Annotated in this window: 13 protein-coding genes and 1 pseudogene; 5 read left to right on the plus strand and 9 right to left on the minus strand. The window is 70.1% G+C overall.

Translation table 11 applies throughout. The annotated features are described in order from the left end of the window. The 3 genes from BW996_RS12275 to recA all read right to left on the minus strand — a co-directional run. Positions 1 to 326 (minus strand): ATP-grasp domain-containing protein (locus BW996_RS12275; RefSeq protein WP_175619123.1); only part of this gene is annotated, 326 nt, incomplete at its 3' end. Positions 327 to 487: 161 nt separating this feature from the next. After that, a complete protein-coding gene (recX, locus tag BW996_RS12280) occupies positions 488 to 973 on the minus strand; it encodes a recombination regulator RecX (RefSeq protein WP_037480325.1) in 486 nt (161 codons plus the stop codon). Between the two features lie 14 nt (positions 974 to 987). After that, positions 988 to 2,043: a recombinase RecA gene (gene recA / locus BW996_RS12285; RefSeq protein ID WP_037480324.1), complete on the minus strand. Its 1,056-nt coding sequence runs from the start codon at positions 2,041 to 2,043 to the stop codon at positions 988 to 990. A 222-nt stretch (positions 2,044 to 2,265) separates the two neighbouring features. Between recA and BW996_RS12290 the strand changes: the two are divergent. After that, positions 2,266 to 2,935 (plus strand): annotated as a pseudogene (locus BW996_RS12290) (response regulator). Between the two features lie 64 nt (positions 2,936 to 2,999). Beyond that, positions 3,000 to 4,481 carry a sensor histidine kinase gene (locus BW996_RS12295; protein ID WP_081838039.1) on the plus strand — a complete coding sequence of 494 codons (1,482 nt, stop codon included), beginning with the start codon at positions 3,000 to 3,002 and terminating at the stop codon, positions 4,479 to 4,481. A gap of 27 nt (positions 4,482 to 4,508) precedes the next feature. Here BW996_RS12295 and rodA read toward each other — a convergent pair whose 3' ends face one another. The 5 genes from rodA to BW996_RS12320 are packed head-to-tail and all read right to left on the minus strand — an operon-like array spanning position 4,509 to position 10,495. Next, the gene (gene rodA / locus BW996_RS12300) at positions 4,509 to 5,669 is read right to left on the minus strand and encodes a rod shape-determining protein RodA (protein WP_037480380.1); all 1,161 of its coding nucleotides are present in this window, start codon (positions 5,667 to 5,669) and stop codon (positions 4,509 to 4,511) included. Between the two features lie 2 nt (positions 5,670 to 5,671). Next, positions 5,672 to 7,840 carry a penicillin-binding protein 2 gene (mrdA, locus tag BW996_RS12305; RefSeq protein ID WP_076458930.1) on the minus strand — a complete coding sequence of 723 codons (2,169 nt, stop codon included), beginning with the start codon at positions 7,838 to 7,840 and terminating at the stop codon, positions 5,672 to 5,674. 40 nt (positions 7,841 to 7,880) lie between these two features. Next, on the minus strand, positions 7,881 to 8,399 hold the full coding sequence (gene mreD / locus BW996_RS12310; protein WP_037480323.1) for a rod shape-determining protein MreD: 519 nt from the start codon (positions 8,397 to 8,399) through the stop codon (positions 7,881 to 7,883). A gap of 11 nt (positions 8,400 to 8,410) precedes the next feature. Then, the gene (mreC, locus tag BW996_RS12315) at positions 8,411 to 9,406 is read right to left on the minus strand and encodes a rod shape-determining protein MreC (RefSeq protein WP_076458931.1); all 996 of its coding nucleotides are present in this window, start codon (positions 9,404 to 9,406) and stop codon (positions 8,411 to 8,413) included. Positions 9,407 to 9,451: 45 nt separating this feature from the next. After that, positions 9,452 to 10,495: a rod shape-determining protein gene (locus BW996_RS12320; protein ID WP_037480320.1), complete on the minus strand. Its 1,044-nt coding sequence runs from the start codon at positions 10,493 to 10,495 to the stop codon at positions 9,452 to 9,454. A 261-nt stretch (positions 10,496 to 10,756) separates the two neighbouring features. Between BW996_RS12320 and gatC the strand changes: the two genes are divergently transcribed. The 3 genes from gatC to BW996_RS12335 all read left to right on the plus strand — a co-directional run bounded on the left by gatC (position 10,757) and on the right by BW996_RS12335 (position 13,946). After that, positions 10,757 to 11,056, plus strand: coding sequence for an Asp-tRNA(Asn)/Glu-tRNA(Gln) amidotransferase subunit GatC (gatC, locus tag BW996_RS12325; protein ID WP_037480318.1), 300 nt, complete (start codon positions 10,757 to 10,759; stop codon positions 11,054 to 11,056). 20 nt (positions 11,057 to 11,076) lie between these two features. After that, on the plus strand, positions 11,077 to 12,570 hold the full coding sequence (gene gatA, locus BW996_RS12330; RefSeq protein WP_037480316.1) for an Asp-tRNA(Asn)/Glu-tRNA(Gln) amidotransferase subunit GatA: 1,494 nt from the start codon (positions 11,077 to 11,079) through the stop codon (positions 12,568 to 12,570). Between the two features lie 71 nt (positions 12,571 to 12,641). Continuing rightward, positions 12,642 to 13,946 (plus strand): Hsp70 family protein, encoded by a 1,305-nt coding sequence (locus BW996_RS12335; protein ID WP_037480313.1) that lies wholly within the window; start codon positions 12,642 to 12,644, stop codon positions 13,944 to 13,946. A 9-nt stretch (positions 13,947 to 13,955) separates the two neighbouring features. On the opposite strand, the gene BW996_RS12340 is transcribed toward BW996_RS12335, so the two are convergent. Continuing rightward, positions 13,956 to 15,206, minus strand: a complete 1,251-nt coding sequence (locus BW996_RS12340) for a DUF6600 domain-containing protein (RefSeq protein ID WP_139330869.1) — start codon at positions 15,204 to 15,206, stop codon at positions 13,956 to 13,958. Positions 15,207 to 15,612 lie beyond the last annotated feature (406 nt).

The following is a 15,612-nucleotide window of genomic DNA, read 5'->3' on the forward strand; positions in this document are numbered from 1 at the left end:
TAGAACTCCTTGCCGATGTCGGCGCCGTCCTCGATGTACAGGCGGCGCACCTTCTGGCCCTCGGCGCCGGTCTGGTGCGTGACCAGCTGCATGCCCAGGATGTCGGTGGCGCGCGCGCGCACGTCGTCGAGCGACTTCGCGACCTTCACGCCGCCGCCCTTGCCGCGGCCGCCGGCATGGATCTGCGCCTTCACGACCCACACCGGGCCGCCCAGCTTCTCGGCGGCTTCCACCGCCTCCTGGACCGTGAACGCCGGGTAGCCGCGCGGCACCGGCACGTCGAACTGGCGCAGGATTTCCTTGCCTTGGTATTCGTGGATCTTCATCGCTTGAGCTCTGTTCTGAAGGGATTCAGGAATGAATGCGTCCTGGCGCGCTGCGGCGGCGCCCTGGTCGGCGGCTTTGCCGAGGCGCGCGAACTGTAGCATGTTGCGCCGCATCAACAGGATGCGTGCTTCCCACAGTGTTGGGATGTCGTATGACTGGGTCAGCCCGGCAGATCCTGCTCGTCAGCGCTGTCGATCTCGGCCTGTGCCGCGGCCTGCAGCACCTGGCGGACGATGGCGGACGAGAAGCCGCGAGCGAGCAGAAAGCGCGTCTGGCGCGCACGTTCGTTCAGGTCGGACGGCGCGCTGGCGTAGCGGCGTGACCAGATGGCCCGCGCCCGACTCAGCTCGCTGTCCTTCAGGGCGTCGAGCGCTTCCTGGTGATCGGCGGGATCGATGCCGCTGGCGTTCAGCTCCTGGCGGATGCGGCTGCTGCCGTGGCGCGCGGCGCGCCGGTGCAGCAGCGATTCGACGAAGCGCTGCTCGCTGAGAAAGCCCAGCGTGGTCAGTTCGTCGAGCAGGGCTTCGACCTGCTCGGCGCTCTCGGCGTGCGGTGCCAGCTTGCGCGCGAGCTCGCTGCGCGAGTGCTCGCGCAGGCTCAGGGAGCGCAGCGCGCGTCCCTTCAGACTGAGGCTGGGCGCCGGCACGGGTGCCTGCCGGCTCAGGCGCCTTCGGTGCCTGCCAGCGGCGGCAGCAGGCTGATGCCGAGCGATTCGCGGATGCGGTTCTCGATCTCGTGGGCCAGATCCGGGTTCTCGCGCAGGAACTCGCGGCTGTTGTCCTTGCCCTGGCCGATCTTCTCGCCCTTGTAGGCATACCAGGCGCCGGACTTGTCGACCAGCTTGGCGTTGACGCCCAGATCGAGGATCTCACCTTCGCGGCTGATGCCCTCGCCGTAGAGGATGTCGAAGTCGGCGGTCTTGAACGGCGGGCTGACCTTGTTCTTGACGACCTTGACCCGGGTCTCGTTGCCGATGACCTCGTCGCCCTTCTTGATGCTGCCGACGCGGCGGATGTCCAGACGCACCGAGGCGTAGAACTTCAGCGCGTTGCCGCCGGTGGTGGTCTCGGGGCTGCCGAACATCACGCCGATCTTCATGCGGATCTGGTTGATGAAGATGACGGTGCAGTTGGTCTTCTTGATGGTGGCGGTGAGCTTGCGCAGCGCCTGGCTCATCAGACGGGCCTGCAGGCCGGGCAGGGCATCGCCCATCTCGCCCTCGAGCTCGGCCTTTGGCGTCAGGGCGGCGACCGAGTCGACGACGATCAGGTCGACCGCGCCGGAGCGCACCAGCGCGTCGACGATCTCCAGCGCCTGCTCGCCGGTGTCGGGCTGGCTGATCAGCAGCTCCTGCAGGTTCACGCCGAGCTTCTGCGCGTACTGCGCGTCGAGCGCATGCTCGGCGTCGATGAAGGCGCAGGTGCCGGCGAGCTTCTGCATCTCGGCGATGACCTGCAGCGTCAGCGTGGTCTTGCCGGAGGACTCGGGTCCGTAGATCTCGATGACGCGCCCGCGTGGCAGGCCGCCCACGCCCAGTGCGATGTCCAGGCCCAGCGAGCCGGTCGAGACGACCTGGATGTCCTCGATCACCTCGCCCTCGCCGAGGCGCATGATCGATCCCTTGCCGAACTGCTTGTCGATCTGCGCCAGCGCGGCCTGCAGGGCCTTGGCCTTCTCGGTGTTCAGCGAGGCGGGGGCGGACTTGGATGCATCCATCGAGGTTCTCCTGGGTGTGGCGGCCATTATCTCAGAGACTGTCTATTTGTACAGTGTTGATGTGATGATCCTGCAGGCCTGTTGCCTGACGAGACGCAAGGTGTCGGCGGCATCATCGCATCTGTCCCGATCTGTCCCGATGCGGTACGGTGCGGGGCTTTCTACAATCGGGACCAGAAGCAGGGATCCCTCAGGGTCCGGCAGGATACAGAGGAGACTGACATGCGCATTCTGATCGCCGAAGATGACCAGGTCCTGGCCGACGGACTGCTGCGCAGCCTGCGCAGCGCCGGCTATGCCGTCGACCATGTGGCCAGCGGATCGGAAGCCGATGCCGCGCTGGCGGCCCACGAGTTCGATCTGCTGATCCTCGATCTGGGGCTGCCCAAGATGCACGGCCTGGAAGTGCTGAAGAAGCTGCGCGCGCGGCTCGGCGGTGCCGGTGCTGATCCTGACCGCGGCCGACTCGATCGAGCAGCGCGTCAAGGGCCTGGACCTGGGGGCCGACGACTACATGGCCAAGCCTTTCTCGCTGCAGGAGCTGGAGGCCCGGGTGCGCGCGCTCACCCGGCGCGGCCTGGGCTCGGCCAGCAGCCTGATCAAGCACGGCCCGCTGACCTTCGACGCGACCGGCCGCGTGGCTTACATCAACGAGCAGATGGTGGATCTGTCGGCGCGCGAGCTCAGCCTGCTGGAGGTGCTGCTGCAGCGCGCCGGCCGGCTGGTGAGCAAGGACCAGCTGGTCGAGCGCCTGTGCGAGTGGGGCGAGGAGGTGAGCAACAACGCCATCGAGGTCTACATCCACCGGCTGCGCAAGAAGATCGAGCAGGGCCCGATCCGCATCGCCACCGTGCGCGGCCTGGGCTACTGCCTTGAGAAGATCGCCGCCTGAGACGGTGGAGGCGCCGCCGCGTCGGCGCGAGCAGCGCTCGCTGTTCGGCGAGATCCTCGACTGGATGCTCGCGCCGCTGCTGCTGCTGTGGCCGATGAGCCTGGCGCTGACCTGGCTGGCCGCGCAGGGCATCGCCAGCCTGCCCTATGACCGGGCGCTGATCGAGTCGGTGCGCTCGCTGGGCCAGCGCGTCGAGGTGCGGGGCGATGACATCCTGTTCGACCTGTCGCGCGAGACGGCGCGCATGCTGCGCGCCGACGAGGTCGACAATGTCTATTACCTGGTGCGCGGTCCGCGCGGCGAGACTGTCAGCGGTGACCGCGACCTGCCGCTGCCGCCCGAGGGCGAGCCGCGCACGCCCGGCCAGGTCAAGGTGCGCGACGACGAGATCCATGGCGACAGCGTGCGGGTGGCCTACCAGGGGATCGTGCCCGGCTCGGACGCGCGTGCGGTGCTGGTGCAGGTGGCCGAGACGCAGGCCAAGCGCTCGCGGCTGGCCACCGAGATCATCAAGGGCGTGATCCTGCCGCAGTTCGTCATCCTGCCGGTGGCGGTGCTGCTGGTGTGGATGGCGCTGGTGCGCGGGCTGGCGCCGCTGACGGCGCTGCAGCAGCGCATCCGCGAGCGCGCCAGCGACGATGTCTCGCCGATCGACGTGCGTGAGGTGCCCGAGGAGGTCTCCCCGCTGGTGCAGGCGATCAACGATCTGCTCGAGCGCCAGCAGTCCTCGCTGGCGACGCAGAAGCGCTTCCTGGCGGACGCGGCGCACCAGCTCAAGACGCCGCTGGCGGGGCTGCGCATGCAGGCCGAGCTGGCCGCGCGCGAGATCGACGCCGGCCACGGTGATCCGCAGCTGCTGCGCGTCTCGCTGCAGCAGATGGCGCGGGCCTCGCAGCGGGCGGCACACATGGTCAACCAGTTGCTGTCGATGGCGCGTGCCGATGCCCGCGCCGGCGTCGAGGCCCGCGACCGCATCGATCTGGAGGCCCTGGCCACCGACGTGGTGCGCGACTTCGTGCCGCGCTCGCTCGATGCCGGCATCGATCTGGGCTACGAGGGCGCGGACTCCCAGCTGCCCGATGCCCTGCAGCGCCCCGGCCAGGCCGAGGTGCTGGGTCACGCCCTGCTGCTGCGCGAGCTGATCTCCAATCTGGTCGACAACGCGCTGCACTACACCCCGCGCGGCGGCACGGTCACGGTGCGGGTGGTGCCCGATCCCTTCGCGCAGACGGTGGTGCTGCAGGTCGAGGATTCGGGGCCGGGCATTCCGGCGGCCGAGCGCGAGCTGGTCTTCCAGCCTTTCTACCGTGCGCTGGGCACCACGGTCGACGGCTCGGGCCTGGGGCTGGCGATCGTCGCGGAAATCGCCCACCAGCACGGCAGTGCGGTCCAGCTCGACGATGCCCGCGATCCGGTCCAGGTGCCCGCCGGGGAGGGGCCCGGCGCTCGCTTCACCATCCGGCTGCGCCAGGCGCCGGTGCCGGAGGCCATGTCGCCGGAAGGGCCTGCGGTCGAGCCTGCGCGCTCCGACGAGATGCCGGTCTGAGCCGCGCGGCCCGGCTTCAGCGCTGCATCAGCTCTGCATCAGCCGGCGCGATCTTGCGATCGACATCAGGATGCCCAGCGACAGCCCGAGCGTGACCAGCGCGGTGCCGCCGTAGCTCATGAAGGGCAGCGGCACGCCCACCACCGGCAGGATGCCGCTGACCATGCCCATGTTGACGAAGGCATAGACGAAGAAGCTCATCGTGATCGAGCCGGCCAGCAGGCGCGAGAAGGTGGTCGGCGCTTCGTACGCGATCACCAGGCCACGGAAGATCAGGAAGGTGTAGGCCATCAGCAGCACGCAGCCGCCGGCCAGACCGAATTCCTCGGCGAAGGCGGCGAAGATGAAGTCGGAGGTGCGCTCCGGGATGAACTCCAGGTGGGTCTGGGTGCCCTGCATGAAGCCCTTGCCGGTCAGGCCGCCCGAGCCGATGGCGATCATGCCCTGGATGATGTGGAAGCCCTTGCCCAGCGGATCGCGGTTCGGATCGAGCAGGGTGCAGACGCGGCCTTTCTGGTAGCCGTGCAGCACATGCCAGTCCACCCCGGGCTGGCAGATGGTCGGCTCGGCCAGGATCAGCGCGATGATGCCGACGCTGCCCAGCGCGATGGCTGGCAGGATCAGCTTCCACGACAAGCCGGCGAAGAAGATGACGAAGAAGCCGGCGAAGAAGATCAGCAGGCCGGTGCCCAGGTCAGGCTGCTTGGCCACCAGCAGGAAGGGCACCAGCACCAGCACGAAGGCCTTGGCGATGTCGCCGGTCTGCCCGCGACCTTCGCGGCGCTGGAACCACCAGGCGGCCATCAGCGGGGTGGCGATCTTCAGGATCTCGCTGGGCTGGATGACGATGCCGACATTGAGCCAGCGCCGGGCGCCCTTGTTCGTCGGGTCGATGCCGAAGGCGGCGGTGAGCAGCAGCAGGATGACGCCCAGCGTGTACAGCGGCACCGCCAGCGACATCAGCCGCTGCTGCGGCGCCTGGGCCACCAGGAAGAAGACCAGGCCAGCCAGCAGCATGTTGCGCACCTGCAGTCCGAAGCGCGCGCCGTTGTCGTAGCCGGCCGAGTACATCGCGGTCAGGCCGATGGTGGCGATGATCAGGATGGCCAGCAGCAGCGGCAGATCGAAGCCGTGGAACAGCGGCTGTACCCGCTGCCACAGCGTCGGGCGGTCGAACGGGGTGTTGATGATCATGGCGCGGAATCCTTCGGTGAGGAGGCCGGAGCGCTGGGGGCCGGCTGCACGGGCGGCGCATCGCGTCGGGGCACCCACCAGCGCTGCAGCGCGCGGGCCTGCGGCGGCTCGCCCGGCGGGGTCGGGTCGATCTGGCGCGGCGGGCTGGCGGTCGCGGCAGCGGCGGCCGAGGAGGCCGCCGCCGCAGGCAGATCGCTTTCCATGCCGCCGCTGCGCGCCGGCGGCAGCGGCACGTCGGCGACGGCGACAAAGGGGCCGACCGGTGCCGCGCCCTGGCCCTTCTGGACCATCGCGATGTCCTCGGGCGAGGGGTAGCGGCCGGCGATCACGTAGTCGAGCACGCGGCGCGCGATCGGCGCGGCGGCCTCGGCGCCGAAGCCGGCGTTCTCCACCACGATCGCCAGCGCGATGCGCGGCTCGTCCAGCGGCGCGAAGGCGGTGTAGAGCGAGTGGTCGCGCTTGTACTCGGCCAGCCGGGAGGCGTTGTACTTCTCGTTCTGGCGAATGGTGACCGCCTGCGCGGTGCCGGTCTTGCCGCCGCTGGCGTAGGCCGCGCCGGCGAAGACCCGGGTAGCGGTGCCGGACTGGGTCACGCCGAACATCGCGTTCTTGATCACGTCGACATCGGGCTCGCGCAGCTTCATGTCGAGCACCAGCTGCGAGGACAGGATGCGCGTCTCGCGCGTCACCGCGTCCTCAATGCCGCGCACCACGCGCGGCGCGTAGCGCTTGCCGCCGGCCACCAGCGTGGCCTGCGCGCTGGCCAGCTGCAGCATGGTGAAGTTGTTGTAGCCCTGGCCGATGCCCAGCGAGATGGTTTCGCCGGCGTACCAGCGCTTCTGCTCCGGGCGCTTGTACTTGTTGCGCTTCCACTCGGTCGAGGGCAGGTCGCCGGTGGCTTCGCCTTGCAGGTCGATGCCGGTCTTCTCGCCGAAGCCGTAGGGCGCCATCTGGTCGTGGATCATGTCCACGCCCATCTCGCTGGCGAGCATGTAGTAGTAGACGTTGCTCGACTGCACGATCGAGCGGGCCATGTCGACCGAGCCCAGGCCGTGATCGCCGTGGCTGCGGAAGCGGTGGTTGCCGAACATGAACGAGCCGTTGTCGAAGATGGCCTGGCCGGCGGTGCGCTTGCCGGTGATCAGCGCGGCCATCGCCATGAAGGGCTTGTAGGTCGAGCCCGGCGGGTAGGTGCCGCGCAGCGCGCGGTTGAGCAGCGGCTTGTCGAGCGACTCGTTGAGCTCCTTCCAGGAGTCCTGGTCGATGCCGCCGACGAACAGGTTGGGATCGAAGCCGGGCTGGCTGACGAAGGCCAGCACCTCGCCGTTGCGCGGGTCGATCGCCACCAGCGCGCCGCGGCGCTTGCCGAACAGCTCCTCGACCAGCGACTGCAGCTTGATGTCGATCGACAGCCGCACGGTGTTGCCCGGCGTGGCGGGCTCCGAGCGCAGCAGCCGCACCGGATGGCCGCCAGCCGAGGTCTCGACCTCCTCGAAGCCGGTGATGCCGTGCAGCTCGCGCTCGTAGCTCTGCTCGATGCCGAGCTTGCCGATCACCTCGGTGCCGCGGTAGTTGGCCTGGTCCTCGTCGGACCACTCGGCCATCATGTCCTTCTCTCGCTGGTTGATGCGGCCGATGTAGCCGATCAGGTGACCGGCCGTCTCGCCGAAGGGATAGTTGCGGAACAGCCGCGCCTTGATCTCCACGCCGGGGAAGCGGTAGCGCTGCGCGGTGAAGCGTGCGACCTCCTCGTCGGTGAGCTTGGTGCGGATCGGCAGCGACTCGAAGCGCTTGGACTCGACCATCACCCGCTTGAAGCGGCGGCGGTCGCGCGGCGCGATCTCCACCACCTCCGCGAGCTGGTCGATCACGGTGTCCAGATCGTCGACCAGCTGCGAGCGGGTGATCTCCAGCGTGTAGGCGGAGTAGTTGTCGGCCAGCACCACGCCGTTGCGGTCGACGATCAGGCCCCGGTTGGGCACGATCGGCACGATCGAGATGCGGTTCTTCTCGGCACGGGTCGAGAGCTCCTCGTGCTTGACCACCTGCAGCACCAGCAGCCGCGCCACGATCAGGCCGAAGCAGATCAGCACCAGCAGCGCGGCCGCCAGCAGGCGTGTGCGGAAGCGGTCGAGCTCCTGTTCGACGTTGCGCAGTTCGGTCATCGTGACGGCGGGGCGGCGCGGCGGCGGATCACGGCCGGCCTCACAGCGGCCGGTTCTCGTCCGGGTCGGGGGCGCGGCGCTGCGGCACCAGCAGCAGCCAGCTTGCCAGCGGCCACAGCAGCGCCTCGAACAGCGGCGCCAGCAGCATCGGCCAGCCGGGGAACTCGGCGCCGGTGGCCAGGCGCAGCAGCAGCGAGGTCACATGGGCGGCGGCGAACAGCGGCAGCACATGCACCGCCTGCGCGCCCGGCGTGAACCACAGGATGCGGCGGTGGATGGTGATCGCGAAATAGCTCAGCAGCGTGTAGGCGAGCGCATGCTGACCCAGCAGCGCGCTGTCGTGCACATCCATCAGCAGGCCGAACATGAAGGCGGCGCCGACGCCGACGCGGCGCGGCTGGTGCACGTTCCAGAACACCAGCGCCAGCGCCATCAGGTCCGGCATCGCCGGCTGGCGACCCAGCGGGATCAGGTTGAGCAGCAGCGCGCCGACCAGCGTGGTCCACATGAACCACGGGTTGACCGGCAGCAGCAGCTGGTCCGACGAGCGGGGCATCATCGGCGATCTCCTCAGGGCGAGCGGCGCGACGCCGAGGCGGCGGAGGCCGCGGCCGAGGCGGCTGCGCTGGCAGCGCCCGTGCGTTCGCGGGCTTCCTTGCCGTCCTTGCCGTGGGCCGGCAGCGAGGGCTCGTCGGCACCCGGGCGGGGCGGCTGGTGCAGGCCGATCGGCTCGAGCACCAGCACATGGCGCACATGGTCGGGCGAGGCCATCGGCTGCAGCATGATCTTGGCGAAGTCGGACTGGGTGCGCCGGTCGAGCCGGCTGACCTTGGCCACCGCGAGGCCGGGCGGATAGACGCCGTCCAGGCCGGAGGTCTGCAGCAGGTCGCCGACCTGCACGTCGGCGTTGGCCGCCACGAAGCGCAGCTCCATGCTGTCGCTCGAGGGCGAGCCGAAGACCACGCCGCGCTGGCCGGTGCGCAGGTTGTGCACCGGGATGGCGGCGTCCTCGTCGATGGCCAGCGTGATCTCGGCGGTCATCGGATAGACCCGGGTGACCTGGCCGAGCACGCCGTCCTCGTTGACCACCGGCGAGCCTGGCAGGATGCCGTGGCTGCTGCCGCGGTCGATGATGATCTTGCGGGTGTAGGGGTCGGGCGCGTCGTAGAGCACCTCGGCGGCGCGCGCGCGCAGCGACAGCCGCTCACGCAGCTCCAGCAGCGCGCGCAGCCGGGCGTTCTCCTGCTGCAGCTGGCCGGCTTGCAGGGAGCGTTCCGACTGGCGGGTCAGCTCGGCGCGGGCCTGGTCGGCGCGGGTCTGGGCCTGGGCGACGCCGTCCACATACAGGCCGGCCGACAGCGCGCCGCGCACCGGGGCCAGCAGCACCCGTTCGATCGGGTGCAGGATCACGGCCGCCGCGGCCCGCAGCGGACCGGTCAGACCCAGCCGGGTGTCGGCGGCCATCAGGAACACCGACAGCGATGCGAACACGATCAGCCGCGTCAGGGCCGACGGGCCCTGGCGGAAGAACGGTGGCGGCGTGCGGTCGAGGGTGCCCAGCGGCATGTCGGGAAGCGATCGGCGCGGCCGGCAGCGTCGGCGCGCGGCCGCTTATTCGGACGTGAAGATCGAGCCGAGGCGCTCCATGCGCTCCAGGGCCATGCCGCAGCCGCGCACCACGCACGACAGCGGATCCTCGGCGACGAGCACCGGCAGGCCGGTCTCCTCGGCGAGCAGGCGGTCGAGGTCGCGCAGCAGCGCGCCGCCGCCGGTCAGCATCATGCCGCGCTCGGCGATGTCGGCGCCCAGCTCGGGCGGGGTCTGCTCCAGCGCCTTCTTGACGGAGGAGACGATCTGGTTGAGCGGGTCGGTCAGGGCTTCGAGGATCTCGTTGCTGGAGACCGTGAAGCTGCGCGGCACGCCTTCGCTGAGGTTGCGGCCCTTGACTTCCATCTCCTTGATCTCGGAGCCGGGGAAGGCCGAGCCGATTTCCTTCTTGATGGCCTCGGCGGTGGGCTCGCCGATCAGCATGCCGTAGTTGCGGCGGATGTAGTTGATGATGGCTTCGTCGAACTTGTCGCCGCCGACACGCACCGAGCCCTTGTAGACCATGCCGCCCAGCGAGATCACGCCGACCTCGGTCGTGCCGCCGCCGATGTCCACCACCATCGAGCCCGACGCCTCCGACACTGGCATGCCCGCGCCGATCGCCGCGGCCATCGGCTCCTCGATCAGGTAGACCTCGCTGGCGCCGGCGCCGAGCGCCGACTCGCGGATCGCGCGGCGCTCGACCTGGGTCGAGCCGCAGGGCACACAGATGATGATGCGCGGGCTCGGCCGCAGCAGCGAGCGCGGATGCACCATCTTGATGAACTGCTTGAGCATCTGCTCGGTGACGGTGAAGTCGGCGATCACGCCGTCCTTCATCGGGCGGATGGCCTCGATGTTGCCCGGCACCTTGCCGAGCATGGCCTTGGCCTCGGCGCCGACCGCCTGGATGGTCTTCTTGCCGTGCGGGCCGCCTTCGTGGCGGATCGCCACCACCGACGGCTCGTTGAGCACGACGCCGGTGCCACGCACATAGATCAGGGTGTTGGCGGTCCCGAGGTCGATCGCGAGATCGGTGGAGAAATAGCGACGCAACGATCCGAACATGGTGAACTCGAAGGCATTTCAGTGGCGTGACGACCAGCCACGAAACGCGGGTCTGAACTGGAAACCGTGAACCCTGCCTGTCCGGCGCCATCGGGCCGGCGCCCGGCAGGGCATCAAGCAAGGGCGGGTGATAATACCCCATGGCTTGTGGCACGCATCCGGCGGCCCGGCCAAGCCACTGCATGTCGGCGCTCGCTGTCCTTCGTTGGAGGGATAGGGTCGGCGCCTGTATTGCTCAAACCACCAAATCCGTCACGAAAAATGGCACTCACGCCTCAGGATGTGAGCCGCATCGCAAACCTTGCGCGGCTTGAACTCAGCCCGGCCGAGCAGGCGAGCCTGCTGGGCGAGCTCAACGGCTTCTTCGCGATCGTCGAGCAGATGCGGGCGGTCGACACCACCGGCGTGGCGCCGCTGTACACGCCCCTGTCGGCCATCCAGGAGGTGGCGCTGCGCCTGCGCGAGGACGCGGTGACCGAGCCGGACAACCGCGAAGCCAACCAGAAGAGCGCGCCGGCGGTCGAGGCCGGCCTGTTCCTGGTGCCGCGGGTGATCGAGTGAGACCGGGGGAGAACCAGACGATGACCCAGCTGCATGAACTCGGCGTGGCCGAGCTGTCGCGCCTGCTCGACGAGAAGCAGGTCTCCAGCGTCGAGCTGACGAAGCACCTGCTGGCCCGCGTGGCCGCGCACGCGTCGCTCGGCGCCTTCCTGGCGGTCGACGAGGAGATCGCGCTGGCGCAGGCCGGCGCGGCCGACCTCTGGCGCGCGCGCGGCGTCGACGGCCCGGCCCATCCGCTGCTGGGCGTGCCGATCGCCCACAAGGACATCTTCGTCACCCGCGATCTGCCCAGCACCGCCGGCTCGAAGATGCTTGAGGGCTACCGCAGCCCCTTCGATGCCACGGTGGTCAGCCGTCTGGCTGCGGCCGGCGCGGTGACGCTGGGCAAGCTCAACTGCGACGAGTTCGCGATGGGCGGCTCCAACGAGAACTCGGCCTACTTTCCGGCGCGCAATCCGTGGGATGCGTCGCGCATCGCCGGCGGCTCGTCGGGCGGCAGCGCGGTGGCGGTGGCCGCGCGCCTGGTGCCGGCCACGACCGGCACCGACACCGGCGGCTCGGTGCGCCAGCCCGCCAGCCTGACCGGCGTGACCGGCATCAAGCCGACCTACGGCCGCTGCTCGCGCTACGGCATGATCGCCTTCGCCTCCAGCCTGGATCAGGCCGGCCCGATGGCGCGCTCGGCGCTGGACTGCGCGCACCTGCTGCAGGCGATGAGCGGCTTCGACCCGCGTGATGCGACCAGCGCCGAACAGCCGGTGCCCGACTTCGTCGCCGCCACGACCGCGCGGCGAGAGGTCGCCACCGCGGACCAGCCGCTCAAGGGCCTGCGCGTCGGCCTGCCGAAGGAGTTCTTCGGCGAGGGCGTGTCGGCCGACGTGCTGACGGCGGTGCGCGCCGCGCTGGCCGAGCTCGAGCGCCTGGGCGCCACGCTGGTCGAGGTCAGCCTGCCGCGCACCGAGCTGTCGATTCCGGTCTACTACATCATCGCCCCGGCCGAGGCCAGCTCGAACCTGAGCCGCTTCGACGGTGTGCGCTACGGCCACCGCGCCGCGCAGTACAAGGACCTGAACGATCTGTACCGCAAGAGCCGCAGCGAGGGCTTCGGCCCCGAGGTCAAGCGCCGCATCATGATCGGCACCTATGTGCTGAGCCACGGCTACTACGACGCCTACTATCTGCAGGCGCAAAAGCTGCGCCGCATGATCGCCGACGACTTCCAGGCCGCCTTCAAGGACTGTGACCTGATCGCCGGCCCGGTCGCGCCGACGGTGGCGCGCCCGATCGGCAGCCAGACCGACCCGGTGGCCGAATATCTGGCCGACATCTTCACGCTGCCGGCCTCGCTGGCGGGGCTGCCGGGCATCAGCGTGCCGGCGGGCTTCGGCGCCGGCGGCCTGCCGGTGGGCCTGCAGCTGATCGGCAACTACTGGCAGGAGGGCGCGCTGCTGCACGCCGGCCACGCGCTGCAGCAGGCGACCGACTGGCATCTGAAGGCGCCGGCGGGATTCTGAGCCTGCGGTCGACGGATCAGGAGCGGGGCGCCGGTATCATCGCGCCCCTTCCGCCCGTCCGCCCGCCGCTCATGACTGCCTCCCCGATCCCCGACTTCTGCGCCATCGACTTCGGCACCTCCAATTCCGCGATCGCGGTGCCTGACGCCCGCGGCGCGATGCGGCTGGTGCCGCTGGAAGACGGCGCGGTCACGATGCCGACCGCCACCTTCTACCTGGCCGAGGGCCCGGGCCTGCAGGATCTGCCGCGGCTGCACGGCCGCGCCGCGCTCGCGGCCTATGTCGAGGGCAGCGAGGGCCGGCTGATGCGCTCGATGAAGAGCGCGCTGGGCACCGGCCTGATGACGCAGCAGACCGACATCGGCGCCGGCCGCGCGATCGGCTTCGCCGACGTCATCTCCGGCTATCTGCGCCACCTGCGCCGCGCCGCCGAGCAGCACAACGGTGTCGCGCCGCGCCGCGCGGTCATCGGCCGGCCGGTGCATTTTGTCGACGAGGACGCGCAGCGCGACGCGCAGGCCCAGGCCGCGCTGGAGCAGGCCGCGCGCGAGGCCGGCTTCGAGGAGGTCGCCTTCCAGTTCGAGCCGCTGGCGGCGGCCTTCGACCACGAGTCGCGCATCGAGGCCGAGCAGCGGGTGCTGATCGCCGACATCGGCGGGGGCACCTCCGACTTCTCGATCGTGCGCGTCGGCCCGCAGCGGCGCGACCGCATCGACCGCGCCGACGACGTGCTGGCCCACCACGGCCTGCATGTGGCCGGCACCGACTTCGACCGCCGCGTCGAGCTGGCATCGGTCATGCCGGCGCTGGGCTTCGGCGCGCTCGGGCCCTCGATCGGCGGCCAGCCCCCGCGCGAGGTGCCCAGCCGCGTCTACTTCGATCTGGCCACCTGGCACCTGATCAACACCGTCTACCGTCCGGCGCGCCTGCAGGAGCTGCGCATGATGCGCGGCGACTATGCCGATCCGGTCCAGCATGCCAGGCTGATGAAGGTGGTGGGTGATCAGCTCGGCCACGACCTGCTCGGCCGTGCCGAGCGCGCCAAGATCGACACCGCTGCCGGCGAGGCTGCACGCATCGACCTGGCCTGGGTCGAGCGCGGCCTGGCGGTCGAGGTGACGGCGCAGCAGGCGCGCGAGGCGCTGGAGGAGGACATCGGCCGTATCGTCGAGGCCGCCCGCGAGACGGTGCGTCGCGCCGGCCTCTCGGCCGAGGGCATCGATGCGGTCTATTTCACCGGCGGCTCGACCGGGCTGAAGGCGCTGACCGAGCGGCTGGCTGCGGCCTTCCCGCAGGCGCAGGCGCTGCACGGCGACCGCCTGGCCAGCGTGGCCAGCGGCCTGGGGCTGGACGCGCGCCGGCGCTTCCGGGGCTGAGGCGTTCGCTCACTGCTGGCGCTGGGCGCGGCGCAGCTCCTCGGACGCCTCCCGGGCGGCGGGCGACATCATGTTCTCGTGAATGCGGCGGTCCGGGCGCGGCGCGGCCTCCCGGATCGGCGCGGGTGCCGGCGGCTGGATCGGCTGTGGCGTCGGCTGCGGGGCCGGGCGAACGATGATTGGCGCCGGGGCCGGCATGACCGGGGCCACTGGCGCGGCCGGCACGATGCGCACGACCGGCGGGGCCGGGGCGGGCCGGACCGGCGTGTCGGGATAGATCGGCCGAGCGGGCCGGGTCTCGATGATGACCGGGGCCGGCTGCACGATGACACGCGGCGGCGGTGCCTCCCAGACCGGTGCGACCGGCTCGACATGGCGCAGCGCAGGCCCGGGCAGCCAGGCCCAGTGGCTGTCCCAGCGCACCCAGCGGCCGTGGCGGAAGGTCGCCACGCCCCAGGGTGCGCTGTCGATCCAGAGCCAGCCGTCGGCGCTGCGGCGCCAGCGGCCCTGGCGGTAGGGCGCCCAGCTCAGGCTCGCGCGCGGCACCCAGACCCAGCCCCAGTCCGAGGCATGTTCCCAGCGGCCATGCCGATCCAGGGTGTCGACGCCGTCGATGTCGTCCGGGAGTTCCACCGGGGCTCGGGGGCGCAGGCTGCTGCGGCGCCCGTCCTCATCCTGGCCATCCCAGCGCTCCCGCGTGTCGTCCATGGCCCAGCGGGCGAAGCGGTCGGCCACCGGCAGGCCGGTCTGCCAGCCGCGTCGGCCCTCCAGCTCGGCCCGGCGGCCCGGCTGCAGCAGCAGCGAGTCGTCGGCGCTCTCGAGGTGCATCGGGCTGCGCCAGGCGGTGGCCGAGGCCCCGTCGAACCAGCGCCCCGACTCCGGCGCGTCGATGCGGAACAGGCCTGGGCCCTGCGGCCGATGCATCGCCGCGGCGGTCTCGATGCGCCAGCGCAGCGGATCGTCGTCGCCTTCGAGCAGCAGCGCGAGGCTGCCTTGCTCCAGGCGCAGCTCGATGCGGCCGGCGCTGAGCCGGCGCACGCTCAGCACGCTGTTCTCGTCCAGGCGCAGGCGGTCGCTGCCGAAGGCGATCTCGGTGCGTGATCCGGCGGCGCTGCGCAGGCGCTCGCCCTCGCGCATCGGCGCGCGACGCTCGATGCGCAGCTCGTCCGTGCCTTGCCAGGCCGCAGCGGGCTGCGCCAGCAGCAGGGCCGCCCCAAGGGCCAGGGCGGCAGGCACCGACCGGTGCAGGATTCGATCCATCGCGTTCTCCATCGAAGTCCTGTCACCAACGGTCGGTCGGCCCGATCCGATGACCCGCGCCTCGCGCGTGCGACGCGCTCAATCGGCTGGCGAGCTCGGAAAATGAGCCTGTTTCATGCGCCGATAAGAAAGTCTTTCCTGCCGCTTCTTGGGGTCGCATCTGGGCATATTTCACATTTTTAGGCGGCTGGCTCAGGCGCTGATCTTCTGCCCGGCGCCGGGACATATTCCTAAGTGCTTCATCCACATGGTTTTTTTCAGCGCTGGCCCGATTCGTCGGCCAAAGGGCCGTGGTCACCTAAGTATTTGATTTCATTGGTGATTCGCGTGTGGCTTCCTTGACCCTCGCGCAATTTGTCCGCTACAGTGGGCGACCGTGTCGTTTTGTGGGTTTTTGTGGTCGACT

Origin of the sequence: Sphaerotilus natans (assembly GCF_900156335.1) — a bacterium.
Classification (GTDB): Bacteria; Pseudomonadota; Gammaproteobacteria; order Burkholderiales; family Burkholderiaceae_C; genus Sphaerotilus; species Sphaerotilus natans.